The organism is Lichenicola sp. GTC18331 (genome assembly GCF_055386855.1).
Genome location: NZ_AP045015.1, coordinates 2814488 through 2839947, shown reverse-complemented (window position 1 = coordinate 2839947; position 25460 = coordinate 2814488). Strand labels below are relative to the sequence as shown.

General features: G+C 65.3%; 16 protein-coding genes. 9 read left to right on the top strand and 7 right to left on the bottom strand.

Annotated elements, in window-relative coordinates:
- Window positions 1-27: 27 nt before the first annotated feature.
- Entirely contained in the window at window positions 28-1023 is a 996-nt protein-coding gene (cysK, locus tag ACZ5BM_RS12950; RefSeq protein WP_498908509.1) for a PLP-dependent cysteine synthase family protein, read from the bottom strand.
- 111 nt (window positions 1024-1134) lie between these two features.
- On the opposite strand from cysK, the gene ACZ5BM_RS12945 reads away from it, so the two are divergent.
- The 3 genes from ACZ5BM_RS12945 (at window position 1135) to ACZ5BM_RS12935 (ending at window position 4206) form a co-directional block, all read left to right on the top strand.
- On the top strand, window positions 1135-1584 hold the full coding sequence (locus tag ACZ5BM_RS12945; RefSeq protein ID WP_498908508.1) for an RrF2 family transcriptional regulator: 450 nt from the start codon (window positions 1135-1137) through the stop codon (window positions 1582-1584).
- A gap of 159 nt (window positions 1585-1743) precedes the next feature.
- Entirely contained in the window at window positions 1744-2385 is a 642-nt protein-coding gene (locus ACZ5BM_RS12940; protein WP_498908506.1) for a peroxiredoxin, read from the top strand.
- Between the two features lie 69 nt (window positions 2386-2454).
- Window positions 2455-4206 (top strand): assimilatory sulfite reductase (NADPH) hemoprotein subunit, encoded by a 1752-nt coding sequence (locus tag ACZ5BM_RS12935; RefSeq protein ID WP_498908505.1) that lies wholly within the window; start codon window positions 2455-2457, stop codon window positions 4204-4206.
- A gap of 151 nt (window positions 4207-4357) precedes the next feature.
- Here ACZ5BM_RS12935 and ACZ5BM_RS12930 read toward each other — a convergent pair whose 3' ends face one another.
- Both ACZ5BM_RS12930 and ACZ5BM_RS12925 read right to left on the bottom strand, forming a co-directional pair.
- Window positions 4358-5998, bottom strand: coding sequence for a methyl-accepting chemotaxis protein (locus ACZ5BM_RS12930; RefSeq protein WP_498908504.1), 1641 nt, complete (start codon window positions 5996-5998; stop codon window positions 4358-4360).
- A gap of 446 nt (window positions 5999-6444) precedes the next feature.
- Window positions 6445-6975 carry a hypothetical protein gene (locus tag ACZ5BM_RS12925; RefSeq protein WP_498908503.1) on the bottom strand — a complete coding sequence of 177 codons (531 nt, stop codon included), beginning with the start codon at window positions 6973-6975 and terminating at the stop codon, window positions 6445-6447.
- A gap of 505 nt (window positions 6976-7480) precedes the next feature.
- On the opposite strand from ACZ5BM_RS12925, the gene ACZ5BM_RS12920 reads away from it, so the two are divergent.
- Entirely contained in the window at window positions 7481-8014 is a 534-nt protein-coding gene (locus ACZ5BM_RS12920; protein WP_498908501.1) for a hypothetical protein, read from the top strand.
- 84 nt (window positions 8015-8098) lie between these two features.
- Here ACZ5BM_RS12920 and ACZ5BM_RS12915 read toward each other — a convergent pair whose 3' ends face one another.
- Both ACZ5BM_RS12915 and ACZ5BM_RS12910 read right to left on the bottom strand, forming a co-directional pair.
- Window positions 8099-9373, bottom strand: a complete 1275-nt coding sequence (locus ACZ5BM_RS12915) for an efflux RND transporter periplasmic adaptor subunit (RefSeq protein ID WP_498908499.1) — start codon at window positions 9371-9373, stop codon at window positions 8099-8101.
- A complete protein-coding gene (locus ACZ5BM_RS12910) occupies window positions 9370-12546 on the bottom strand; it encodes an efflux RND transporter permease subunit (RefSeq protein WP_498908498.1) in 3177 nt (1058 codons plus the stop codon). Before ACZ5BM_RS12910 ends, ACZ5BM_RS12915 begins: the two co-directional genes overlap by 4 nt.
- A 179-nt stretch (window positions 12547-12725) precedes the next feature.
- On the opposite strand from ACZ5BM_RS12910, the gene parE reads away from it, so the two are divergent.
- Together parE and ACZ5BM_RS12900 are read left to right on the top strand one after the other, a co-directional pair.
- On the top strand, window positions 12726-14774 hold the full coding sequence (gene parE, locus ACZ5BM_RS12905; protein WP_498908496.1) for a DNA gyrase/topoisomerase IV subunit B: 2049 nt from the start codon (window positions 12726-12728) through the stop codon (window positions 14772-14774).
- A 175-nt stretch (window positions 14775-14949) separates the two neighbouring features.
- A complete protein-coding gene (locus ACZ5BM_RS12900) occupies window positions 14950-15540 on the top strand; it encodes a hypothetical protein (protein WP_498908493.1) in 591 nt (196 codons plus the stop codon).
- A gap of 213 nt (window positions 15541-15753) precedes the next feature.
- Here ACZ5BM_RS12900 and ACZ5BM_RS12895 read toward each other — a convergent pair whose 3' ends face one another.
- On the bottom strand, window positions 15754-17112 hold the full coding sequence (locus tag ACZ5BM_RS12895) for a cytochrome P450 (RefSeq protein WP_498908492.1): 1359 nt from the start codon (window positions 17110-17112) through the stop codon (window positions 15754-15756).
- A 105-nt stretch (window positions 17113-17217) separates the two neighbouring features.
- Between ACZ5BM_RS12895 and ACZ5BM_RS12890 the strand changes: the two genes are divergently transcribed.
- Window positions 17218-18876 carry a glycosyltransferase 61 family protein gene (locus tag ACZ5BM_RS12890; RefSeq protein WP_498908490.1) on the top strand — a complete coding sequence of 553 codons (1659 nt, stop codon included), beginning with the start codon at window positions 17218-17220 and terminating at the stop codon, window positions 18874-18876.
- 239 nt (window positions 18877-19115) lie between these two features.
- On the top strand, window positions 19116-20945 hold the full coding sequence (locus ACZ5BM_RS12885; RefSeq protein ID WP_498908488.1) for a hypothetical protein: 1830 nt from the start codon (window positions 19116-19118) through the stop codon (window positions 20943-20945).
- A gap of 198 nt (window positions 20946-21143) precedes the next feature.
- On the opposite strand, the gene ACZ5BM_RS12880 is transcribed toward ACZ5BM_RS12885, so the two are convergent.
- Complete coding sequence (locus ACZ5BM_RS12880; RefSeq protein WP_498908487.1) at window positions 21144-22640, bottom strand: complex I subunit 4 family protein; 1497 nt, start codon at window positions 22638-22640, stop codon at window positions 21144-21146.
- A 272-nt stretch (window positions 22641-22912) separates the two neighbouring features.
- Here ACZ5BM_RS12880 and ACZ5BM_RS12875 point away from each other — a divergent pair, with 272 nt between their 5' ends.
- Window positions 22913-25300, top strand: coding sequence for a hypothetical protein (locus tag ACZ5BM_RS12875; RefSeq protein WP_498908485.1), 2388 nt, complete (start codon window positions 22913-22915; stop codon window positions 25298-25300).
- Window positions 25301-25460: the final 160 nt, after the last annotated feature.

Below are 25460 nucleotides of genomic sequence, written 5' to 3'. Positions count from 1 at the left end.
CGGTCCGCGCCGCGCATTCTCCCGGCGTCAGGTCAGACCGGCGAACAGGGAGGTCGACAGGTAGCGCTCGGCGAAGGACGGCACGATCGCGACGATCTGCTTGTTCTTGTTTTCCTTTCTCGCCGCCAGACCCAGGGCCGCATGCAGAGCGGCCCCCGACGAGATGCCGATCGGCAGCCCTTCCATCCGGGCGCAGCGTCGCGCAGCAGCGATCGATTCGCGCTCGGACACGGTGATCACCCCGTCCAGCGCGTCAAGCTGCAGAACGGTCGGGCAGAAGCCGGGGCCGATGCCCTGGATGCCGTGCGGGCCGGGCTCGTCGCCGTTCAGCACCGCGCTTTCGGTCGGCTCCACACCGAACACCTTCAAACCGGGACGGCGCGGCTTCAACGCGCGAGCGATGCCGGTGGCGGTGCCGCCCGTGCCGATTCCGGCGACGACGATGTCGACCTCGCCCGCCGTGTCGGCCCAGATCTCTTCCGCCGTGGTGGCGGCATGGATCTCGGGGTTGGACGGGTTGTCGAACTGGCGCGGCATCCAGCTGTCCGGGGTCTCGTTCAGGATTTCCTGCGCCCGGGCGATGGCGCCGGCCATGCCGAGACGGGCCGGCGTGAGTTCGAGCTGGACATCCATCAGACGCAGCATCTTGCGCCTCTCGATCGAGGCGCCTTCCGGCATGGTGACGATCAAACGGTAACCGCGTGCGGCGGCAACGAAGGCGAGCGCGATGCCGGTATTGCCGGAGGTGGGCTCGACCAGAACGGTGCGTCCCGGCGCGATCAGGCCGTCTCGTTCGGCGTTCAGCACCATGGCGGCGCCGATCCGGTCCTTCACCGAGCCGAGCGGGTTGAAGAACTCGAGCTTCAGCGCGACGCGGGCCAGCAACCCGTCTTCGGCGGCAAGGCGGGGCAGCGCCACCAGGGGCGTGCCGCCGATCGTTTCCACCACGGAGTTGTAGATCCGGCCTCGCGGCGCCGCGAAACCGGCATCAACGGAAGGGGTCGGCCGATCGTTCTTTGTCATGCCTCTTCTATAACACCGATCTGCGTCGTGGATAAGGCGGCGCGGAACTGGTATGCACCGTCACAACGCCCGAACCGATGCCGCCTGGCGTCGCAGAACGAGGATATGGGAATGCTGCTGCGCCGGGATCGTGCGATGGTCGCCGTGCTGATCATGCTGGACGTGGCGTTTCACGCCGGACGCGCCGGCACGGTGAGTGCCGCCGATATCGCCGAGCGTGCCGGTCTGGCCCGTCGCGGCATCGAGCCCGTGTTGCAGGCCTTGTCGCGCTCGTCGCTGCTGGAAAGCATTCGCGGTCCGCGCGGCGGCTACCGTCTCGGTCGTCCGCGTCGCGATATCCGCCTGAGCGACGTGGTGGATGTGACCGTCGCCGACGATGGCGGCAGCGAGGACGGGCCTGTGGGCGCCCTGTTCGCCAAGGTGGTGGAACCGAGCTGGCGCGCGCTGGACGACAGGCTGCGCGCGGAGCTGGACGGGCTGACTCTGGACGACCTGGTGCGGCGCGCAGAGGCCGCTGGTTTGCGCCGCCCCCTTTCCGAGCCGATCTCCTTCTCCATATAGCTGGTAGGCTGGCGGTTTCCGGACGCCGCTCCTCCGCGCGGCGCAATCCACAGACCTGCGTCGTGGTCGGATTGACGCTGCCGATCGTTTTGCGTGTTATCCGATGATTCCACGCTCGAACCGTGCCAGCCGCTCCGAAGCACCGAAGGAACAGTTCTCATGTCGATCCAACTGGGCCAGATCGCACCCGATTTCGAGCAGGATACGACCCAGGGCCGAATCCGATTCCATGAATGGCTCGGCGGGAGCTGGGGCGTTCTGTTCAGCCATCCCAAGGATTTCACCCCGGTCTGCACCACCGAGCTGGGTGCCGTGGCGAAGCTCGGCCCGGAATGGGCCAAGCGCAACGTCAAGGTGATCGGCCTGTCCGTGGACCCAGTGGACAGCCACCACGCCTGGGAAGGCGACATCGCGGAAACGCAGGGGTCCGTCGTCGATTTCCCGATGATCGCCGATCCGGACCGCAAGGTTTCGAACCTGTACGGCATGGTGCATCCGGATGCCGATCCGACCATTACGGTCCGCACCGTGTTCGTGATCGACCCGAACAAGAAGGTGCGCCTCAGCCTCACCTATCCCCCTTCGGCCGGGCGCAATTTCGACGAGGTGCTGCGCGTGATCGACAGCCTCCAGCTCACCGACGCGCACAAGGTGACGACGCCGGCGAACTGGAAGCACGGCGACGACGTGATCATCGCGCCGAGCGTCAACGACGAGACCGCCAAGGGCTTGTTCCCGGACGGCTGGAAGACGCTGAAGCCGTATCTGCGCCTGGTGAAGCAGCCCGGCACGGCGAAGTAGGCCGTTCCGCTTTCGACGGCCGGGGCGCGCGTCCCGGCCGATCCTCCGCATCCCGAAGGTTTCTGCCTCGTGCCCGACCAGTCCGTTCCCGCGTCCCCCGTTGCCGGCATGCCGAACCCGGCGCCCAAGAAGCCGACCGGTGTGGAAACGCTGAAGCTGAACAGCCATGGGCTGCGCGGCCGTCTGGCCGAGGAACTGGCCGAGGGCGGCATCCAGGTCAGCGAGGATGCTTACAACCTTCTGAAATTCCACGGTTCCTACGAGCAGTTTGATCGCGACACCGCGACCGAGCGCAAGCAGCGCAAGGAAGAAAAGGAGTACCAGTTCATGGTGCGCGTGCGCATGCCGGGCGGCATGCTGACCGCGGACCAGTATCTGGCGCTCGACCGTCTGGCGGACGACTACGCCAACGGCACGCTGCGGATCACCACGCGGCAGGGCATCCAGTTCCATGGCGTGTTGAAGGCGGATCTGAAGCCGTCGATCGCGGCGATCAACCACGCGCTTCTGACCACCATGAGCGCCTGCGGCGACGTGGTGCGCAATGTGATGACCACTGCGGCGCCGCGACGCGACACGCAGCATCTGCGCCTGCAGGAAGACGCGCGGTTTCTGTCCACCGCCCTGCTGCCGAGAAGCCGGGGCTATTATCAGATCTTCCTGGACGAGGAGCCCGTGGCGGGGTTCGACGAGCACGACCCGCTCTATGGCGACACCTATCTGCCGCGGAAGTTCAAGATCGGTCTGGCCACGCCGAGCGACAACAGCGCCGACGTTCTGGCCAACGACCTCGCCTTCATCGCCGTGTTCGACGCCGAGGACACGTTGCTGGGCTACAATGTCGCCATCGGCGGCGGGCTTGGCATGACGCACAACCGTGCCGACACCTTTCCCCGTCTGGCCTCGCCGATCTGCTTCGTCGGCCCTGACGAGCTGGAGGATGCCGCGCGCTGGGTGGTGTCGCTGCATCGCGACCATGGCGGCCGCACCGACCGCAAGCGCGCGCGTCTGAAATACGTGGTGGAAGATCACGGCCTGCCCTGGTGCAAGCAGCAGCTCGACGCCTATGCCGGGCGCGAACTGGAGCCGCCGCGGCCGACCGCGCGGCTGCATATCCCCGAACTGCTCGGCTGGCACGAGCAGGGCGACGGGCTGTGGTGGCTGGGCGTGCCGGTGCCGTCGGGCCGGATCGGCGACAGCGAGGGGAGCACGCTGCGCACGGCGCTGCGGGAGATCGTGGAGCGGTTCCGCGTCGATCCGGTGATGACGGCGCAGCAGGATGTTCTGCTGTCCAACGTGCGCCCGGAGCATCGCGGCGAGATCGACCGCATTCTCGAAGCCCATCGCGTGGTCCCGGCGTCCGCGCTCTCGACCTTCGAGCGTTTCGCCCTCGCCTGCCCGGCTTTGCCGACCTGCGGCCTGGCCCTCACCGAAGCCGAGCGCGTGCGCGAACCGATCGTCGCCAGCCTGGACGGCATCCTGCGTTCGCTCGGTCTGCAGGACCGGCGTATCAGTCTGCGCATCACCGGCTGCCCCAACGGCTGCGCGCGCTCCTATTCCGGCGATATCGGTCTGGTGGGACGGATTCCCGGCCATTACGCGATCTATGTCGGCGGCGATTTCGACGGGCACACCCTGTCGTTCCGCCTGCTGGAGCGTGTGCCGGAAGCGCGTCTGGGCGAGGCCTTCGCGCCGTTGTTCACCGGCTGGGCGGAACAGGGGCTGAAGGACGAAGGCTTCGGTGAGTTCTGCTCCCGGGTTGGCCGCGAGGCGCTGCTGACCCTGGCGGGCGCGCCGGACGGTGCGCTGCCGAAACAGTGAGCCGATCAGGCGGGCGATCCCGGCGCGCGAACCGGGCGGACGCGCGCGGCGCCCCTTCGCCGCATGCGAAAGAGACCACGCCGTTTCGCGCGCCGCCCGGTCGCCGAAACCGGCCGGCCCACCGTTTTGGCGGCCGGGAACCGGCTTCGGATCAGGCGCTCTTCACCAGTCGCAGGAACTGCGAGACTTCCTGGTTCAGCGTCTCGGCCTGACGGGACAATTCGCCCGCCGACGCCATCACCTGGGTTGCCGCCGCGCCGTTGCTTTGAGCGGCCCGGCTGATCTCGACGATATTGTCCGTCACCATCCGCGTGCTGCCGGCGGTCTGCTGCACGTTGCGGGCGATTTCGCCCGTGGCGGCGCCTTGTTCCTCGACCGCCGCCGCGATCATCACCGAGGACCGGCTGATATCGCCGATCCCGGACGCGATCCCGGCCAGGGCGGCCACCGCCGCTTCCGTCGCCGAGCGGATCTGAGACACCTGCTCGCCGACGCCTTCGGTCGCCTTCGCCGTTTGCTGCGCCAGCGATTTCACCTCGGACGCCACCACGGCGAATCCCTTGCCGGCCTCGCCCGCACGCGCCGCCTCGATGGTCGCGTTCAGCGCCAGCAGATTGGTCTGAGCGGCGATCTGCGAGATCAGGTCGACGATCTGTCCGACGCGACCGGACGCTTCCGCGAGTTGGCCGACCACCACATCCGTCTGCTTGGCGTTGTCCGCCACCGTGGTGGCCTGCTGCGCGCCGGTCGCGACCTGCCGGGTGATCTCGCGAATCGACGCCGAGAGCTGGTCGGCGGCCGCGGCCACGCTCTGCACGCCGTCATCCGCCGCGCGGGCGGCATCGGCGACCACGCCGGATTGCTGGCCGGTCCGCTCCACCGTGATGGACATTTCGCGTGCCGTCATGTCGAGCTCGGTGGATGCCGATGCAAGCACGCCGATCATGCCGGCGATCTGCGCCTCGAAGCCGGTAATGAGCGTCTCGAGGGTGGCGGCGCGCTGCTCCTTGGCTTTGCGCTCGTCTTCCTGAGCCGCCGCCAGCTCGTCGGCCTGGATCATGTTGGCCTTGAAGATCTGCACGGCGCCGGCCATCTCGCCGATCTCGTCCTTGCGATGCTGCTGATCGATCTCGACCGACATCTCCTTGTCGGCCAGCCGTCGCATCACGCCCGTCAAACCCCGGATCGGCCGCACAATGCTGACGCCGATCACGACCGACAAGACGATGCCGACGACGATGCTGGCGAGTCCGAGGATCGCGGACATCACGAGGAGCGAGGTGATCTGCCGGTCGCCGCGGCCGGTCGCCTCGTTGCTCGCGTCGTCATAGGCCTTGGCCAGCGGCTCGGCGATCTCGACGATGGCGTTGCCGGACTGCATGGCGGCGGCGACGGCGGCGGGGCCATTCCCGGTGGTCAGTGCCGCGTTCTCGCCGCCGAGCGCGCGCAGGCGCATCGAGACGCCCTCGTAGCTGGTCACCGCGCTCGCCAACGCATCGACTTTCTGGAGCCGGTCCGGATCGAGCGTCTTTGCACGGAGATCGGACAGCCGCTGCTGCATGGTGTGAAGCAGCGTCATCGCCTGATCCCAGCGGTTCCGATCGTTCATGGCCAGCGACTGCCAGACGGTCATACGCATCTTGAACAGATCGGCCTCGATCTGGAGATCGAGCGTTTCGGCGTTCTGGAGGCGATCGACCTCCTCGAAGGCGCTTTTCGACATCCGGCCGGAGTGGATCGCCGTAACGCAGAGGAGGGCGATCATCAGAACGAGCACCCCGAACCCGATCATCAGGCGCGGAAGAATCCGGATACTAGCGAGCACAGTCCCATCTCCTCAGATCTGGGATGATTCGATATCGGAATGGTTTCCAGATTGTTAACGGCCGAAAATAAATGTTCGCGCTTAGGGAACTTTCGGGGATTTCGCCAATCTGGTCGAAAAGGGCCGCATTGAGCCTCTTTAGATCTCAATGCAAGCGCGGGGAAAGACCATGAAATCGGCCGAATACCCGGCGGTGCGACGTTCAGCGCATCGTCCAACCAGACGATGTCCCTCCGCGGACGGAACAAGGCCCGCCATGCGCGTGCGTCACGACGCGCAGCCGGCCCGATATCGGACCGGACCGGCTGCGGTCATGGACGGACACAACGCGCTGAAGTCAGCCGTCGGCCGCTAAGCCGACATGGGCCGGAAGAAGCCGTCGATCAGAAACGCGGAACGAGAGAAATCCGGACTCAACCACCCTTGCGGCGCGTGTGACGGCGCGTGGTGTGGGTACTCTTGCTCGGCGGCGGCGGGGCGGCCACGACCGGCGGGGGCGGCACGACGACGCCCGTGGCGTCCACGGTGGCATCCACACGCAGCGTGGTGCGCGGGCCGGTGGCGCTGGGGATCAGGCTCACGGTGAAGCTGTCCGGGCCGGCATAGGCGGTGGTGGGGGTGTAATCCACCAGGGTCTGGTTGTTGTAGTTGTGGATCATCGCCTTGCCGTGCGCCGGCAGGGTCAGCAGCACGAACGAGGCGTAGGCAGTGTTGCCCGGCTGAGCCACGGCCACGGCGCAGCGCCCATCGTCGGAGCGCACGCTCATCTGCACGACGCGGTTTCCGGCCGGATCGGTCTTCACCGGGCCGAGCGTGCAGACGGCGGATTGCTTCAGGTAGCCGAACGGGTCCGGCGCGATCGCCACCTGCGGCGCGGGGGCCATCTTGGGGGCGCAGCCGGCCATGACGAGGCCGGTCGTGAGAAGGGTTGCAGCAACTCGCACGCGCACTCGACAGCTCCGACACACTGGCAGCCCGCGACGGGTGCGGGGTGAGGTGCCATAAGACAAAAGCAAGCAGGGGGAAAGGCTTCGCGTGTGCAAACTGCGCCGCGAACTGCCGGCACCGGCGCGCCGGCCGCCTCGGAACGGCGACCGGGCGGACGTCCGTACCGATTTTGGCTCGGGCGGCGGGCCGACACCGGACGCTGCCCCGAAAGCACCGTGATCCCGGTCGATAACCGGTTCCAGCGAAAGGATGCGCAGCCGGAAACACCCTCGTCCCCGGCTTGCCCGAGTTCACACGGAGGATTAAGCAACCGCGTCCGGACAGTTCGTCACCGACCGATGCCTTTCGGCAACAGATACGGGACGTCGAACAGGAGGGGCATCAAAACGGTTGCAGAACTGCATGTTAGCGCTGCAACCTCATGCTCAGGATGAGCGCCCGGCATTCGCCGCCTCGCTCGAAAACGCGTTCGCTGTCACGAATCTGGTTTCGGAGAACACCATGTCCTTCCTCAAGAGGCGCGTCGCAGCAGGGGCAGCCGTCGCGACGCTGCTGTGCGGCCAGGCTTTCGCTGCCGGCCAGTGCGGCATCTCCTCGGCGCGGCAGGCTTTCGACGTGCAGGGCCTGAAGAGCGAGCTGATGGTCACCGCCCTCTCCTGCAACGCCCAGGACCGCTACAACGCATTTGTGGAGAAGTTCCGCCCGGACCTGACCGCCCAGGAAACCGCGCTCAACTCCTATTTCCGTAGCACCTACGGCCGCGGCGCGCAGACGGCGCATGACGACTACATCACCCAGCTCGCCAACGTGCAGTCCGAGCGTGGCCTGAAGGCCGGCACGGCGTTCTGCCAGCAGCGTGTGTCCATGTTCGACGAGGTCGCGGTTCTGCGCGATGCGAGCGATCTGGGCGGCTATGCCGAAGCCAAGGACATCGTGCAGCCGGCCTCCTACGAGACCTGTGCCGCGCCGTCCGCGACGGGCCACTCCGCCCGCGTTCGCCGCATCAAGGCGGTGGGCAAGAGCCACAAGGGCTGATTCAGCCCTCTTCGGACCCGATCCAGGCCGTCGGAACGCTGTTCCGGCGGCCTTTTTCATACCTGCGGCCTGTGCAGTCCCGGTTCAGCTCCCGGTTTTGGGCTGCGGCTCCACATGCACCGCCTGATTGTCGGCGAGATTGGCCGGCGGGTTGACGATCACCTGTTCGCCGCCCTGGAGCCCGGTGCTGAGATCGGCTTCGGTGCCGGTATCGCGCTCGATCGAGACCGTCTGCATATGCGCCTTGCCGTCGCGCACCACCGCAACGTGCAGCCCGTTCTCGTCGAAGATCAGCGCGGCGTCGGGGACCACGACCATCGGCGCCGAACGCGCGATGTCGAAGCCGACATTGACGAACAGCCCGGGTTTCAGCGTTCCGTCCTTGTTGTCGATATCGACCTCCACCAGCATGGAGCGCGAATTCTGCGCCAGCGCGGCAGAGGAGCGCGAGACCGTGGCGGCGAACACCCGGCCCGGCAGTTCCGGCACCGTGATCTTCGCGGGCAACCCGTCGCGTATGCCGGCGTACTGGCTTTGCGGCACGTAGACCTGACAGCGCAGCACGTCGGTCTGATCGAGATGCAGCAGCGCCGTGCCGGACACGCTGTCGTTCTGCACCAGCGTGCCGACATCGACGTCGCGCGCGGTGATCACCCCGTCGAACGGTGCCACCACACGCTCGAACCCGGTGAGCGCCACCAGCCGGTCCACCGTCGCCTGCTGCGCGCGCAGATTCGCCACGGCGACGCCGATTCCGGCCTGAGCGCTGCTGACCCCCTTGGTGCTGACCTGATAGTTGGTGGAGGTGTTGTCGCGGTTCTGCGCCGTATCCCAGCCCTCGCTGGCCAGGATGCGCGAACGCTGGCTGTTGATCCGGTTGTTGTTGTCGGTCGCGCGGGCCTGATCGAGGGCCGCGTGGGCGGAGGCGAGCTGGGCTTCCATCTGCCCGAGCTGGGCGCGCGCCTGGGCGAGCTGCTGATCGAGATCGGGGGCGGCGATGCGCAGGAGCAGGTCGCCCTTCCTTACCCGCGAGCCGATATCGACGTGCCGCTCGGCGATATAGCCGGTGGCGCGGGCATAAAGGTCGGCAGAAGTGAAGGCGAGGGTCTGGCCGGGCAGCACGGTGGCGGCGAGATCGCTGCTCTTTTTGGCGGCGACGACCTGAACCGCGAGCGACTCGGACCGGAACCGTTTCTGCGTGTCGTCCGCGGCCCGGCTTTCGCGCCAATGGGTGAAGCCGCCGAACAGGATCAGCGCGCCCAGCGGCGCTGCCACGAACAGGGCCAGACGACGCGGCGGCGGCGGCGGCCGTTCGGCGTCGCGTCCATTCCCGTTCGCCCGGGTGTCGCGCTCGGTCATACGTAGTCCTCCGGCGGTCGCACGGGACCGCTGCGCAGCAGGGTGTAGAGGAAGGGAACGAACAGAAGCGTCGAGCACGTGCCGACCAGGATGCCGCCGATCACCGCGCGGGCCAGCGCCGCGTTCTGTTCGCCGCCCTGGCCGAGATCGAGCGCCATCGGCAGCAGCCCGACCACCATGGCGCCTGCGGTCATCAGCACCGGGCGCAGGCGCGCCTCGCCGGCGGCGACGGCGCCCTCCAGCGCCGAGCAGCCGGTCTCGATGCGATGTTCACGGGCGAAGGTGACCAGCAGGATCGAGTTCGCCGAGGCGACGCCGACACTCATGATCGCCCCCATCAGAGATGCGATCGAGAAGGTGGTGTGGGTGACGAACAAGGAGAAGACGATGCCGCAGAACACCAGCGGCAGGGCGCAGAGCACCACGAACGGGTCGCCCCAATCCTGGTAGTTCAGCACCATCAGCAGGTAGACGGCGATCACGGCGACGGCGAGGCCGATCTCGATATGCAGGAAGGCGCTGTTCATGCTGTCGATCTGGCCGCGCACCTTGATCGTATCGCCCGGCGGCAGCGCCTTTTGGGCCTCGGCCACGACGCGATCGATCTGGCGTTCCGCCGAACCGAGATCGCTGTCCTGCACCGCGGCGTAGATGTCGAAGGTGGGTGCGGCATTGACGTGGTTGAGCACGCTGTCCTCCACCCCGCGATGGAAGGTGGCGACGTTGCGCAGCAGGGTGATGGGCTGCGCGTCCTGCTTGCCGTTGTTGTCGGCATAGATCGGCGTGTTGGCGACGGCGCCGAAATTGTCGACCCGGTATTCGGGGGTCTGCGCCGTGACCTGCCAGGGGATCCCGGTCTTGGGATCGGTCCAGAAATTGGGCGAGACCTGGAACGAGCCGGACAGGGAGATGTTCACCTGATCGGCGATCTGCTGCTCGGTCAGGCCGAGCTCGGCGGCGCGCTGGCGGTCGATCTCGGTGAAGAATTCGGGTGCGTCCGTCACCTGTTGCAGATGGACGTCCACCAGTCCCGGCATGTGTCGGATGCGGTCTTCCAGGGCGCGGGCGGTCTTGAGATCGACCTCCTTGTGCCGCCCGGTCACCTGCACGTCGATCTGCGACGGCACGCCGAAATCGAGGATCTGGGTGATCATGTCGGCGGGCTGGAAATAGAAGGTCGCGTCGGGGAAGCGTTGTCGCAGGGCCACGCGCAGCTTCTTCGTCAGCGCCGTGCTGGAAAGGCCGGGTTTGAGCGTGGCGAGGATCTGGCCGTCATTGTAGCCGATGAAGGTGCCGTCGTTGAACGCCAGGTTATAGGTGATCGACGGCAGGCCGATATTGTCGACGATCGTGGCGACGCCGCCGGGACCGGCCTGTTCGCGGATCAGATCCTCGACGTTCTGGAACAGCTTGGCGGTGTCCTCGATGCGCAGGCCTGATTTGGCGCGCACATGCAGGGTGATCTGGCCGCTCTGGATGGTGGGAAAATAGTCGCGGCCGAGGAACGGGAACAGGCAGCCCGCGACGAGCAGGACGCAGCCCACCACGGCGCCGGTGACGAGCCTGCGTTCGAGCACGGCGTGCAGCAGGCCGAGATAGCCTTCGTGAAAACGTTTGAAGCGGCGCTCGAACCCGGCATGGAAGCGGGCGAAGACGCCGGGCTTTCCGGTCTGTTCCGTCTTCTCCCGCCGCTGTTCGGGTCCGACCAGCACGTCGATCAGGATCGGCACCAGGGTGCGCGACAAGCCGTAGGAGGCGAGCATGGCGAACACCACGGCGAGCGCCTGCGGGGTGAAGATGTATTTGGGCGCGCCGGTCAGGAACAGGACGGAAACGAACGCCGAGCAGATCGACAGGGTGGAGATCAGCGTGGCCTTGGCGATGCTGGCGGCCCCTTCCACCACCGCCTCGCGGAAGTCGGTGCCGTCTTCCAGCACGCGATAGGTGTTCTCGATCGCCACGGTGGCATCGTCCACGAGGATGCCGACCGCGAGCGCCAGACCGCCCAGGGTCATGACGTTCATGCTTTCGCCGAGCGCTGCCAGGATGGCGAGCGAGGTGAGCACGGCGAGCGGGATCGAGATCAGCACCACCAGGGTCGGGCGCCAGGAACCCAGGAACAGCAGGATCATCAGCCCGGTCAGGCCGGCGGCGATCACGCCTTCTTCCGCCACGTCGAGAATGGCGTCGGACACGAACACCGACTGGTCGAACAGGGAGACGATCTTGATGTCCTTGGGGGCCGCGGCGCGGATGCCGGGCAGCATCGCCTTGACGTTCGCCGTGATCGCCGTGGTCGAGGTGCCGCCGTTCTTGAGGATCGGCAGCAGCAGGCCGGGATGGCCGTCGACATGCACCATGTTCTGCTGCGGCGGACCGCCGGCGCGGGCCCAGCCGATATCGCGCAGCAGGATCGGCGAGCCGTTCACCACCTTGATCGGAATCTCGTTCAGCGTGTCGAGCAGGGCCGGCAGGGTGTTGAGGCGGAAGATGAACTGGGTGCGGCCGAGCTTGGCGAGCCCGGACGGCAGGGTCAGAATCTGGTCGTTGATCTGCGTCTCGACCGCCTGCGGGGTGAGCCCGTAGGCCTGCAGCCTGTGCGGGTCGAGATCGATCATCACCTGTTCCGGCACGCCGCCATAGGGGGGCGGCATGGTGGTGCCGGGCGTGGTCTGCAGCGTGGTCCGGAGCTGGAAGCGCACGTAGTTGTAGACCGAGGCCTGGCTTTCCACGGCGGAGGTAGCGGCGATCTGGATCACCGGTACCGAGGAGGCGGAGAAGCGCAGAATGATCGGCGGCTGTATTCCCGGCGGCAGCAGGCCGCGAATGGCGTTGGTGGCGGCCGTGACCTGGGTGAGCGCCAGGGAGATGTCGGTGCCGGGCTGGAAATAGATCTTGGTGATGGTGATGCCCTGCAGCGTGGTGCTGTCCATCTCACGGATGCCGACCACGTTGTTGCCGAGCGCCAGTTCGCTATAGGCGGTGACTTGGTTCTGCATCGCCGGCGCCGCAAGGCCGGTATAGGTCCAGAGCACGGTGACGACCGGGATGTTCACTTCCGGCAGCACGTCGCGCGGCATCACGAAGGCGGCGCCGCCGCCGGCCAGCATGATGAGCACCGCGATCACGTAGAACGTCACGCGAAACTTCAGAGCGAATTTCACGAGACCCATGCGTCCTCCGACCTGGGCCGCGTGGCCTTGCGTCATAATGTTGCAACGCAGCGGATGGGCGGCAAGTGAGATCGTTTTCACGAAAGCGCGGCCTGCCTGCAGCACCGTCTCGGGTTTCTTTGCCTGGGCTGCCTCGCCTATACCCTTGACGCCGAAGCGCGGGGGAGCAAGAACCAATCATGAACGACTTGTTCTCCAGCGGAGCCGGGAAGCCTGTGCGCCAGTCCGAGCCGAGCCCTGCCCCCGCACGTCCCGCGGCACCGAAACCCGCGCGTGCGCCGGCGGAAGCAAGCTATTCGGCCAGCGACATCGAGGTGCTGGAAGGGCTGGAGCCGGTGCGGCGCCGGCCCGGCATGTATATCGGCGGCACGGACGAGACCGCGTTGCACCACCTCGCCGCCGAGATCCTGGACAACGCCATGGACGAGGCGGTGGCCGGACACGCCAACACGATCGACCTCAAACTGTCGCTCGGCAACCGCCTGTCCGTGACCGATAACGGGCGCGGCATTCCGGTCGACCCGCACCCGAAATTCACCGACCGCTCGGCGCTCGAGGTGATCCTCACCACGCTGCACTCCGGCGGGAAGTTCTCCGGCAAGGCCTACGCGACCTCGGGCGGTCTGCACGGCGTCGGCTCGTCGGTGGTGAATGCGCTGTCCTCGGTGCTGGAGGTGGAAGTGGCGCGCGACCGCGCCGTGTGGCGGCAGGATTATGCGCGCGGCATTCCGCAGGGGCCGGTCGAGAAAATCGGGCCGACGCAGAACCGTCGCGGCACGCGGATCTCGTTCATTCCCGATACCGAGATCTTCGGCGGGCTCGCGTTCCAGCCGCTGCGCCTGTTCCGGCTGTGCCGGTCCAAGGCCTATCTGTTCCGGGGCGTGACGATCCGCTGGGAATGCGACCCGTCCCTCGTCGCCGGACGCGACGACGTGCCGGACCGGGCGGTGCTGCATTTCCCCGGCGGCCTGTCCGACAGCCTGCGCGACGAGCTGGGCGAATCGCCGTCGCTTCTCTGCGAGCTGTGGTCCGGCGAGGCCGATCTGCCGGCCGCTCCCGACGGCAGCAGCACCGGACGCGTCGAATGGGCAGTGGCCTGGCTCGAATCCGGGCAGAGCGCACTCTCCTCCTACTGCAACACCATTCCGACGCCGCAGGGTGGCACGCACGAGACCGGTTTCCGCAACGCGCTGCTGAAGGGGCTGCGCGCCTGGGGCGAGACGCGCAACAACAAGCGTGCCGCGCAGGTGACGGCGGAGGATCTGCTGGGCGCCGTCGCCGCCAAGCTGTCGGCCTTCATCCGCGACCCGCAATTCCAGGGCCAGACCAAGGAGAAGCTGACCAGCACCGAAGCCACCCGTCTGGTGGAAACGGCCTTGCGCGACCGGTTCGACCATTGGCTGGCCGGGCATCCGGCCCAGGCCGACGCGTTGCTGTCGGCGATCGTGGAGCGTGCGGAAGAGCGTCTGCGCCGCAAGGAAAGCAAGGACACGCCGCGCAAGAGTGCCACGCGACGCCTTCGCCTGCCCGGCAAGCTGACCGATTGCACGCGCGAGAACGCGGCCGAGACCGAGATCTTCCTGGTGGAAGGCGACAGCGCCGGCGGTTCGGCCAAGCAGGCGCGCGACCGCGAGACCCAGGCGGTTCTGCCTCTGCGCGGCAAGATCCTGAACGTGGCCAGCGCCTCGGTCGAGAAGCTACGCGGCAACCAGGAGCTGCGCGATCTGGTGGAAGCGCTCGGCTGCGGCCAGGGCAAGCATTACGACGGCGCCCGTCTGCGCTACGGCCGCGTCATCATCATGACGGACGCGGATGTGGACGGAGCGCATATCGCGTCCCTGCTGATGACCTTCTTCTATCGCGAGCTGCCGGAGCTGATCCGCGACGGGCATCTGTTCCTGGCCCAGCCGCCCCTTTATCGCCTCACCCAGGGCGCCAAGACCGTCTACGCGATGGACGATCGCGACCGGGAGCGGAAGATCAAGACCGCGTTCAAGGCCGGAGCGAAGATCGAAGTGAGCCGGTTCAAGGGTCTGGGCGAGATGCCCCCGGCGGACCTGAAACGCACCACGATGGACCCGAAACACCGCACCCTGCTGCGCGTTGAGACCAAAGCGGACCGGGCGGAAGAAACCGAACGCCGGGTGGAGGATCTGATGGGGCGGCGGCCGGAGCTGCGCTTCCAGTTCATCCAGGCCAATGCGCAGATGGCGGATATCGATCTGTAGAAGAGCCTTCTTTTTCTGAAGAAAAAGAAGCAAAAAGACTTCTGCCCGTTTTGGTACGGCAACAACATTGCTTGCCGTCAAATGGACAGAAGTTCTTTGGTTCTTTCTTTCAAGAAAGAACATGCTTTGCGTCGCACGATACCGTTCGGTCGGCTCATGCTTTAAGGTCCGGCCAATGATCCGATCCTTCCCGCTTCTCCTCCTTCTCCTTTCCGTTCCGCTCTCAGGCTGCGTCGCGCGCGGCTCCGACCGGATCGGCAACGTGGTGCCGCTCGATCTGGGCGAAGGGGCGACCACGGTGGCGCATCTGGCGCCGGATGGGCGGCAGGGGCTGATCGTGGAAGCGCGCGATCCGGTCTGGCACGCGCCCGTATTGATGGCGATGCTGCCCCGTGCGAGCGGCGCACGCGGCTGGGACGTGGTCGGGCTCGAGAACGAGGCCGGGACTCGGGTGTCGAGCCTGGAGGGACGCGGGCGGGCGCTCGTTCTGGCCCGCGCCAAGGTGGGCGGCATGCCGGCGACCTTGCTGTTCGTGGCCGGGCCGGACGGAGCCGATCCCAGCGCGCGCGGCGAGCCGAAGCGCATGGTGATCCGCACCCTACGTCTCCAGACCGATGGCGACGGCGCCTCCTTCGACCAGATCGGCGTGCAGACCACCCGCCGCGTCTTCTGTTCGCCCACCGAGGCGATCGCCGTCACCTTCCGGACCGCCCTGCCGGACGGCAACGTGTCGGAGGATATCTGCCGGATGTCGAGGGGCAGCTGAAACCGCTTGCGCGTTTGTCGGAATGAGGCGCAGGATTGGCCTGCAACAAACTGAAAGGAGGTGATCCAGTGTCTCATTGCCTGACGATGGCTCCGCGCGGAGCGACCTGGATGACCCTCTCCGCCACTGCGAAGACGGTCTGATCGGGCGAACGCCCGAAGCCGAAACAGTCGATGGAAACCCCGGGGCGCAGGTCCCGGGGTTTTTCTTTGCTCAGTGTCGGCGCGGCACCAGACGGAACCGGACCGTGCGATCCGGCTGTGTGGTGACCAGCGCGCGCGGCAATACCGCGCCGCCTTCGGGCAGGCTGATCCGGAAGCGCCGGATCAGGCGCGCGAGCACGATCGTGGCTTCGGTGAGCGCGAATTGCGCCCCGACGCAGATTCGCGGTCCGGCGCCGAACGGCATGTAGACCATCCGATCCGGGGCAGCTGCGCCGGGCAGGAAGCGGGCGGGATCGAAGCGGTTCGGCTCGTTCCAGTGCCGCTCGTGCCGGTGCAGCACCCAGGGCGAGATGCTGATGATCGTCCCGGGTTCGACAAGGAGATCGCCGATCCGATCGGCCATTCTCGCCTCGCGGACGAGTAGATAGGCCGGCGGATACAGGCGCAACGCCTCGTCGATGAACGCACGCGTGAAGACAAGCTGCCGGACCGACTGGGCTGCATGCTCACCGTCGAGCGGTTGTTCGGCGGCTTCCTCGGCGATCCGGTCCTGCATCTCTGGAAGGCGCGCTGCGGCGTAGCATGCCCAGAACAGGGTGACGGCCGTGGTTTCGTGCCCGGCCAGGATCAGGGTCGAGACCTCGTCACGCAGCAGGGCATGGTCGAAACCGAGGTCGGTCTCCGGGTCTCGCGCGTCCCGTAGCAGGTCGAACAGGTCGCGGGGCTGATCCGGGCCGGGTGCCGGAAGACGGCTGCGCGCCTCGATGATGCGGTCCATCAGCGCCAGCCAATCGGTGCGGAACCGGGCACGGCCACGATCCAGCGGCGTCTTCCAATCCTGCGGCAATACCATGTCGAGCAGGCCGACCTTGGCGAAATCGCGCGCGTAGCGGATCAGCAGCCCTCGCAGTTCGGCACCGAACCGGCCCATCTCGAGCGAGAACATGCTTTGCCCGGCGACATCCAGGGCGAGGCGCTGCAGCCATTCCAACAGCACGACGGGACGGCCGGCGGCGGCGTCGAGATCGCGTTCGAACCGATCACCGACCGACACCACATGTCGCGCCAGAACCGGCATGACGCGCGGCGCCAGAGCGGGGGCGATCACGCGACGCTGGTGACGCCACGCGTCGCCTTCGGCCAGAAACAGCCCATCGCCCAGCACTGGCCCGAGCACACGCTTGGCGGGGGCATTGCGCTGGTAATTGTCGTGATTGCCGAGCAGCACGTGCCGGATCGCGTCGGGATCGTTCAACAACAGCTGCTGGCGGCCGAGAAAGCTGCCCGGCAGGATCAGCTCCCGGTAGGCTGGCGCTCCCCAGAGCTCGAGCGGATTGCGCCGAAGCACCATGAAGGATTCGGGCTGGGAGCGGAGCCGCTGCGGCAGCGGCGGGAAGGGAAGGATCACCGGCGACATATCCATGATGGAGAGATGGGTTTGCGTTCCGGTGAGACAACTGGATAACAATCGACAGGTCGGCTATTGTTCCCCGACCGGAATAGAGGTGATGCGGTGGCTGCTCTGCTGAAGTGCATCAATATAGCCGGCGGCCTGACCTTGGTGGAGGCCGATCCGCCGATCCTATCGCTCAGCGATGTGATCTACGTTCCATTCAATGACCCGCATTCTCCTGCCGGCTTGTTCGATCACGGCCAGAAACTGATCTTCCAGAGCTGGTATTTTCGCGGCATCAACCCCTTGGGCGGCGCCGCTCATGGTCTGGGCACGCCCTATGAAATCGACACGCTGCCTTCAGCCCCTGACAATCTCTACATTTATGGCGGATGGCTGCACTATCATTTCGGTCATTTCCTGCTGTCCACATTGTCGCGCTACTGGTCACGACTTTGGGAACAATATCCCGACGCGAAAATTCTCGTGCATACGCACGAAGGTCTCGACCACTGGTTCAGCAGAAGTTGGTTCTCGAAACTCGTTTCCGCGATGGGTCTCTCACGCGACCGCTTCGTTTCCTTCGACCGGGCTATGGTGGTTCGGCGTATGCTTGTCACCGCGCCCGCGTTTGAAGAGGAGCACTTCGCCCATCGGGCCTACGCCCGCTTCTGCAACATGCTGGGACTTCGCCTCGCCGGCGATCGAATCGGACAACCGAACAACCGACCGGTCTTTCTATCGAAGGAGCGTATGACATCCGGCGTTCAGCGTCTTGAGAACGAGGCCGAAATCACCGCCGTTCTCGAGCGCAATGGAGTCGAGATCGTGTTCCCCGAACTACTCAGCCTCGAGGAACAGGCAGCTCTTTGGCACAACCGGCCATTCATCAGTTCGTTCGCGAATTCGGCCCTGCATGCAAGCGCGTTCGCACCGGGCCGCAACATCATCGGTATCGGATATAGCGGCGCCATCATGTCGAATTACATGCTGGTCGACCGCGCCAACAATACCAACGCGCTTTATCTAAGGCCCGGCGACGGAGTGCTGACCCATACTGGCGAGAAGGATGGTTTCAACAGCAACCATCTGGTCAACGATCCGGTCGGAGTCGCCGAGGATCTGTTGCGCGCGCTCGATTTCCAGCAGCGCACCCAGGCAAGTCGAAACGGCATATCGATTGTGCATCGCAGCCCCTATTGGAGCTTTGCAGATGCTGGGCCTCTCCCGGCCGACCCGAATGTCGGCATCGTCAATCTGGCTTTGGGCAGACCTGTGCGCCAGAGCTCGGCTGCGCCGTTCGAACCGTTCCGTTCTCCCAACGCCAATAGCGGCCTCATCACCGGATATTATCAGTTCCACACCGACCAAGAACAAGACCCATGGTGGGAGATCGATCTGCAAACGGTTGCAGCGATCCATCAGGTTCGCCTGTTCAACCGACTCGACAATTCCGGGGAACGCTGCAGTCTTTTCGCCTTCTCGTCCAAACACACAGAGGATGCACCGCTTGAAACCGTGTTCGAACAGCGCGAGCCGCTTCTGTTCGGTGGGTTGGACGGCAAACCATTCAGCTGGATGCCGGAGAAGCCGGTCACCGCACGTTTCTTTCGTGTCACCTTACGCGGCCACGCATATTTTCACCTTGATCAGGTCGAGATTTTGGGAGCGACACTGACGCCTGACTGCGCGACGCCGATTGTCGCCGACGGTCACGTCATATCTCGGCCACGAGTCCCTCGCTTCGAACTGCGCGTTGCCCGCAAGCAAAGCGTTTGAAGCAACGCCGTATGGGTCGCACGGAGATTGGAAGCATCTTCCAACCAAACGGAATCATTCCATGGATTGCGATGCTCGTTGAAACGATGAAGTGAAGCGCACGACCCGACCAGAAAGGATCGCGCGCCCACTCTGGACAACTCCAGCTCTCTGGCGGGATATGTTCATGCGAGACCTTCTCACGTTGGGGCGATACCGGCCCGAAGACGGGACGAAGCGCCTCGTCCTGGTGAGGTTGAATGGCCATTCTATCTCTTACGTCGATCGACAATCAGCTTCTTGCCGAACTGGCTGACGGACAGCGTATCGCGGTGCATGAAAACGGCTTCCCGGTACAGCCGCTCCTGCCGGGATGGTCGTGCACCGGCATCGTGAGTTGCTTCGCCCCGATCCATGTGATGGTTCTGTTTCATCCGGATATAGGACACGCGTATTGGTTTCTCGACGCCAATATGCAGCGAATTTCGCTCAGTCTCTCCTCGCTTGCCGAGCCTTATCTCAACGAATTGCGCCAGCGGAGCGCTGCCGTTTTCGGCCAGTTGCACGACATGGTGCTGCTGCCGCAGGTTCCCGAACGATGGTTTTCCGATTTCGATATTCTTGATGATGGGCTGATCGATGCTCTTGTGAGTCTTTCTTTAGACGACGTTCTGACAACGATCACAGTTGTTCCATTATGGGATACGCCGGGCTCAGTTTGCGGTTACGAAACCGACCGGATCCGAGAGATGCTGGACGGCGATCTCCGGGAAGACTACCGAGATGTCATGTCCGGACGCGGGATGACATGCGTTGCGCCGGACGGATCCGGTCCGTGTATCGCCGAATTCGGTATGATCATGCACGACCGTTCGACAGTCTATCGCTTCTCGAATGTAGCCGTGGGTGCTTTTTATGTAACCACCAAGGATTACTACGACCGCAAATTTTCGGTCTACATCGCCCGAACACGCCTTTATGCGATGGCACTGCACGCATCGCCGGTGGAAACGTTACTCGCCATGCTTCTGAGACATGCGGCACGTCATCATGGACGCATGCGCCGCGCCTTATCCGATCCCAGACCGGCATTCACGCCCGCGAACTTTCTCAGCGACTATCCGACGCTCCATATCGGGCACGTCATCTGGAACGAATTGACCGGGCTGGAGGAACTGAGCCGCACCATGGCTCTCTCCTCGTTACCAGACGTCGTCGTCATCAATTCGCCGGAAGGAAGCGAACCGTTCGGAGCGATCGACGCGCTGTTCCCCTCCTTTCTGGGTCGCGTGCGTCGCCCGGAGATCAAATGGGAAGACGCGGCCGCCTTTGTTTACGACAACGCCCTGTTCTTCATGCGCTACCTGTCACGCTACGTCACAAGACGGGTCGGTGAACGCATTCTGGCTCAAGTGACGAGCGATCCCTGCCTCACCAGCGATCGTGTTCTGGCGGACCGGACGACCTTGTCCTTACGACCGGCCATTCTGCTTGGCCTGAGAGTGGGAAACCGCGCCCCACTGGACCAGATCGGTTTTCTTGCGTTGATCATTCAGCATCTGATCGACCGTCTTGGAAAGGTTGTCATCGTGCTCGACGGCGTGAACTGTCGTCTGGGCACGGATACCTCAACGAGTTTCAATACGTTCGGACCGCGGACCGGCGACCACGACGTGGTGGAAGAACTGAGGATCGTGCTCGCCCTTCGCGAGCGGTTCCAAAGGAGCGATACCACTATCGTCAGTACTGTTGGTTCTACGCTCGCCACCAGCCTGTTTTGGGCAAATCGTTGTCGGTTTTTCGTTGCCCCCTGGGGCGCTGCCCTGGCGAAATATCGCTGGGTCTGCAACCTGCCCGGCTTCGTCGTCACCAATAGCCATAATATTGGCCTACCTGTTGGCGACCTGCCAATCTACCACGATCCCGAATTCGTCGAGGATCCGTCGGTGATGCATTTCATAGCCATGGAACACGTCACGGACGATCCTAGCCATCACAAGTTTTATTCCAATTTCACCGTCGAGCCTGGTGCGGTTCTCGCAGGAGTCGACGACATGATCGTGTTGACGGGCCTCTCCTCTCTCGCCTGACAAAGGCGATGGGTCAGCCGCAACGGTTGTTGTGAGCTTTCAAGGCAAGGTCGACCGTCGGATCGACCCGGGCCTTGCGAACAGGCGCAAGAGGCCAGAAACGCGGACGCTTCGGCTTCCGACCTAGGGAAATCTCAGTGTCAGGCCGACGCCTAATCTCCTTTCAGTGTCGGTTGCTGAACAACTGCTTCGGGTCGATCAGCCTGGCCCGACCGTGCCGGACGGCGCCTCGGCGGCCACGGTCGTGAACGCCGTCACCACGGGATCGAACACGCGGGTGAACGAGGACGGGTAGATGCCCATCCACAGGGTGATCACCGCCAGCGGCACCAGAACCAGACGCTCGCGCAGATCGAGATCACGCATGGCGGCGACGAGGCCGGACACCGCCTCGAACGCGACATGGCGATACAGCACCAGCATGTAGACCGCGCCCAGGATCATCGCCATGCCGGAGAGCAGCGCCACCCAGAAACCGACCTTGATCGCGCCGATCATCACCAGCAGCTCGCCCACGAAGGAGCCGGTGCCGGGCAGGCCGATATTGGCCATGGTGAACAGCATCAGCAGGCTGGCGAAGGCCGGCATGCGCGACGCGGCGCCGCCGAACCCGGCGATCTCGCGCGTGCCGGCGCGGTCGGACAGCATGGACAGGGCGAAGAACAGGGCGGCGATGATGATGCCGTGCGACAGCATCACGAACAGGGCGCCGTCGATGCCGGTGGCGTTCAGGGTGAACAGCCCGACCAGAACCAGCCCCATATGCGAGAAGGAGGAATAGGCGACCAGACGCTTCATGTCGGTCTGCGACAGGGCGATAATGGCGGCATAGATCACCGCGACGATGCCGAGCGCGATCATCACCGGGGCGTAGCGATGCGCCGCGTCGGGCAGCATGCCGATGGCGAAGCGCAGCAGGCCGTAGGCGCCGGCCTTGCTCAGCACGCCGGACAGCATGGCCGTCGCCGAAGAGGGCGCCTCGGTATAGGCGTCCGGCAGCCAGGCATGCAGCGGGAAGATCGGCAGCTTCACGCCGAATGCCAGCACGAGGCCCAGGAACATCCAGCTCTGCAGAACCGGCGCGAAATGCGTGTGCAGCAGGGTCGGGATGTCGGTGGTGCCCGTCACGTGCCACATGGCAAGCAGCGCCAGCAGCATGAACAGAGAGCCGCCGAAGGTGAACAGGAAGAACTTGATCGATGCATGCACCCGCTTCGGGCCGCCCCAGATGCCCACCATCAGCGAGCCGGGGATCAGGGTCGCCTCGTAGAACACGTAGAACAGAACGAAGTCGAGCGAGGAGAACAGGCCGAGCAACGTGGTTTCCAGCGCCAGCACGGCGATCACGTAGTCGCGCACCCGCGTGGTGATGCCGCGCGCCGAGGCGAGCAGCGCCAGCGGCGTGACCAGCGTGGTCAGCACCACGAACAAGAGGCTGATACCGTCCAGACCCACATGGTACGAGATGCCGAAGCCCGGCACCCAGTCGGCGCGGTCCTGGAACTGGAAACCGTCGAGACGCGGCTGGAACCCGACCCAGAGCCCCACCGCGAGCAGGAAGCTGATGCCGGACACGGCGAGTCCAATGGCGCGCGCGGCGGAGGCGGTGGCTTCACCCTTCCCCGGCAGCAGCAAGAGCAGGAGCGCGCCCAGCAACGGCAGGAAGATCAGCACGGTCAGCAGGGGAAAATGCACGGATCAGCCCATCCCGGTCGAACATAAGGCCGTCTTGGGTCGATCCGGCGGGGGTCGATCCGGCAGCGGCGCGCGATCCTATGCTGCGACGCACGCGGACGCCAGAGCGGGTGCGGCACGATGATCGACGCGGACGCGGAAAGACGGGAGCGGCGGGGCTGGACGACCGCGCCACTAACGTTTTGGTGAGGGCCGCCGATCGTTCACGTTTTATCAACCGGCCAACGGTTAGGGTCACGTAGTCTTTCGAACCAAACGTGAACAGGACAGCCATGAAGGCAGACATCTTCGTCGATCCCAGCATCGCCGGTCCGAACGTGCTGTTCTCGACCGGGCAGGTGGCGAACGGCGAGGAACAGTTCTTTGCCGATGTTCCCTCCATCACGGGTGCGCCGGATACGGGCTGGAACATCACCCAATGGGCGACACCGTCCGACCAGATCTTCGATCCGAACATGATCGTCCGGAACGATCCACGCGATACCGACCCGCTGCTCGGCGCGTCTCTGGCCTCCTGGCACACCGGCACGGCACAGGGCGGCAGCGCGCTCGCGGTCTATGATGGCCCGGGCGGCGCCACCTTCCGACTAGGCGTCACAGGCGGCAGCGACAAGGACACATTCCTGCAGAGCACCGGCTACGCTCCGGGCACGACCACCTTCGACCGGCAGATCGACTTCCAGGCACAGGAAAGGCTGGTCACGGCCGATGCCGGCAGCGGCACGGCGATCGCCTTCAACGGCTTCACCGTGTTCTTCAACGCGGCAGACAATCCCGGCTATTCGGCGTCCCTGCCCCAGACCGAGATGTTCCTGCAGGTGCCGCTGACCGATTTTCGCGGCGAGCCGGGCGTGTTCACCACGCTGACTCCGGGACACACCTATCAACAGATCTATAACCTGTCTTCCTGGACCCAGGCCGCGGACGGAGCGGCGATGGCGGACGAGAGCACTGATTATCTGGCCTTCCGCCCCGATGCCGGCGGGCTGCATACGGTCCGGATCGATCTGAACCAGGCTCTGCTGCGCATGATCCAGGTGATGGCGGCGCAGAATCCGGCCCTGGCGACGGACTACCTGGACATGTCGCGCTGGTCGCTCGGCAGCGTGTATTCCGGCGTCGAGACAGGCGGCGGCGACGGGAGCGGTGCAGCCACTCTCAGCATGGACATCGCCCATGTCACGGTGACGCGCGACGAGTCCGTGCCGGTAACGTCGGACGGCCTGGCGCCGGGCGTGGTGCAGAGCATCGATGGCGGCAGCTATGCCGAGGCCGAGGACGCCAGCCGGATCGAGACGCTGCCCGGCGCGCGCAACACGGTGCGGCTGACCAATGCGCTCGGCGCGCAGGATTTCACGGGACGCGGCGACAACACCGTTCTGGTCGGCAACGGGGTCGACGCCATGCTGCATGGGCTCGGGAGCGCTCTCTCTGTGGTCGGCAGCGCCGCGGGCTCCGGTACCGTATCGGTCGACGGCACGGCTGCGTTGTCCTTCTCCGGCAGTTTCGCCGCGCTCTCGGTGCGCAGCGACGCGGCCGTATCCCTCGATGTCAGCGCTTCGGCCGCGACCCTGTCCCTGGGCGGGGCGGGCGATACGGTCTCGGTTCTGGGCCATGCCGATGCGACCCTCTCCGGCGCGAACATCCGCTTTGCCGCAGGAGACGGAACCCTCTCGCTGGCGGCGGATGGCGCACGGATCGACCAGAACGGCAGCGGCAAGCAGATCGCCTTCCTGAACAACCACGAGGCGCTCTTCACGCAGACCGGGACCGGCAGCCAGATCGTGGTCGGACAGCCCGTGGGTGGCGGCCAGTTCTCGCTCACAGGCGGCGCCGGGACCCAGACCGTGTGGACCGGCGACAGCGACGCCCGCATCGAAGCCAGCGGTACCGGCGCACTGCAGCTGGTCGTGCAGAGCGGCTCGAACAGCCAGGTCGTTCTGGGCGGCGAGGCCGTGACCGCGACCGTCGAAGGGGGCACCCTGTCTCTCACCGGCACCGCCGCCACGCATTCGGCCACGTTGTTCGTGGAACAGGGCGCCGCGACGGTTCAGGGCGGCGCCGAATCCCTGATGGCCAGCGTCGGCAGCGGGCATCTGCAGATCGCGGCCGGCAGCGGCGAACAGGTCGTGTTCGGCGGCGCGGGCACGGTCGTGGCGATGGGCAGTCATGACGTCGCCGGCCGTCAGGTGATCGTCAACAACGATACCCCGTCGGCATCCAGCGTGATCTTCGGCGGCAAAACCACCCAGGAGATCTGGACCGGCCATGCCAGCGACACCATCGTCTCGTCGATTGAGGCCGACGACGCCTCAGGGCACATCGCCGCCATCATCCAGGGCGGCGCGTCCGCCTATTGGGGAGGGGTCGAGAACGCGTCCTTGCTCAATCTGAGCGGCACCCTCGATGCGTTTCTCGCCGGAAGCGGTACCGTCAGCATCCAGGCCGACATGGCGGCTCACACCACCACGAACGTCACCGGTTTCGACTCCGCGCGCGATAGTCTGCTGCTCCAGAATGTCGCGGATCCGTCGACACTTTCGGTTCGGCAGACATCAGGCGGAACCCTGATCCAGTGCGGCGACAGCCACGTGATGCTCAACGGCGTGTCGCATGTCACCATGTCGCAAACCCCCGATGGCATCGCCGTTCTGTTCTGAGGCCGCAACTCAGAACATTCCGTCTACATGCCGGACGACCAGGCCCATACCCTTTTCGACGAAGATCACGCTTCGTTTCGTCCTGCTTGCCGCTCGGCCATCGCCGAAACGGCTGCATGATCGGTGGGCCGATCCACCCCCCCCAGTGCCCGCCAACACA

Coding starts and splice junctions, on each gene's coding strand:
- ACZ5BM_RS12915 (WP_498908499.1), bottom strand. CDS start 9,373: ATGACCGAGCGCGACACCCGGGCGAACGGGAATGGACGCGACGCCGAA.
- parE (WP_498908496.1), top strand. CDS start 12,726: ATGAACGACTTGTTCTCCAGCGGAGCCGGGAAGCCTGTGCGCCAGTCC.
- cysK (WP_498908509.1), bottom strand. CDS start 1,023: ATGACAAAGAACGATCGGCCGACCCCTTCCGTTGATGCCGGTTTCGCG.
- ACZ5BM_RS12885 (WP_498908488.1), top strand. CDS start 19,116: ATGGCCATTCTATCTCTTACGTCGATCGACAATCAGCTTCTTGCCGAA.
- ACZ5BM_RS12900 (WP_498908493.1), top strand. CDS start 14,950: ATGATCCGATCCTTCCCGCTTCTCCTCCTTCTCCTTTCCGTTCCGCTC.
- ACZ5BM_RS12945 (WP_498908508.1), top strand. CDS start 1,135: ATGCTGCTGCGCCGGGATCGTGCGATGGTCGCCGTGCTGATCATGCTG.
- ACZ5BM_RS12920 (WP_498908501.1), top strand. CDS start 7,481: ATGTCCTTCCTCAAGAGGCGCGTCGCAGCAGGGGCAGCCGTCGCGACG.
- ACZ5BM_RS12940 (WP_498908506.1), top strand. CDS start 1,744: ATGTCGATCCAACTGGGCCAGATCGCACCCGATTTCGAGCAGGATACG.
- ACZ5BM_RS12910 (WP_498908498.1), bottom strand. CDS start 12,546: ATGGGTCTCGTGAAATTCGCTCTGAAGTTTCGCGTGACGTTCTACGTG.
- ACZ5BM_RS12930 (WP_498908504.1), bottom strand. CDS start 5,998: ATGATCGGGTTCGGGGTGCTCGTTCTGATGATCGCCCTCCTCTGCGTT.
- ACZ5BM_RS12875 (WP_498908485.1), top strand. CDS start 22,913: ATGAAGGCAGACATCTTCGTCGATCCCAGCATCGCCGGTCCGAACGTG.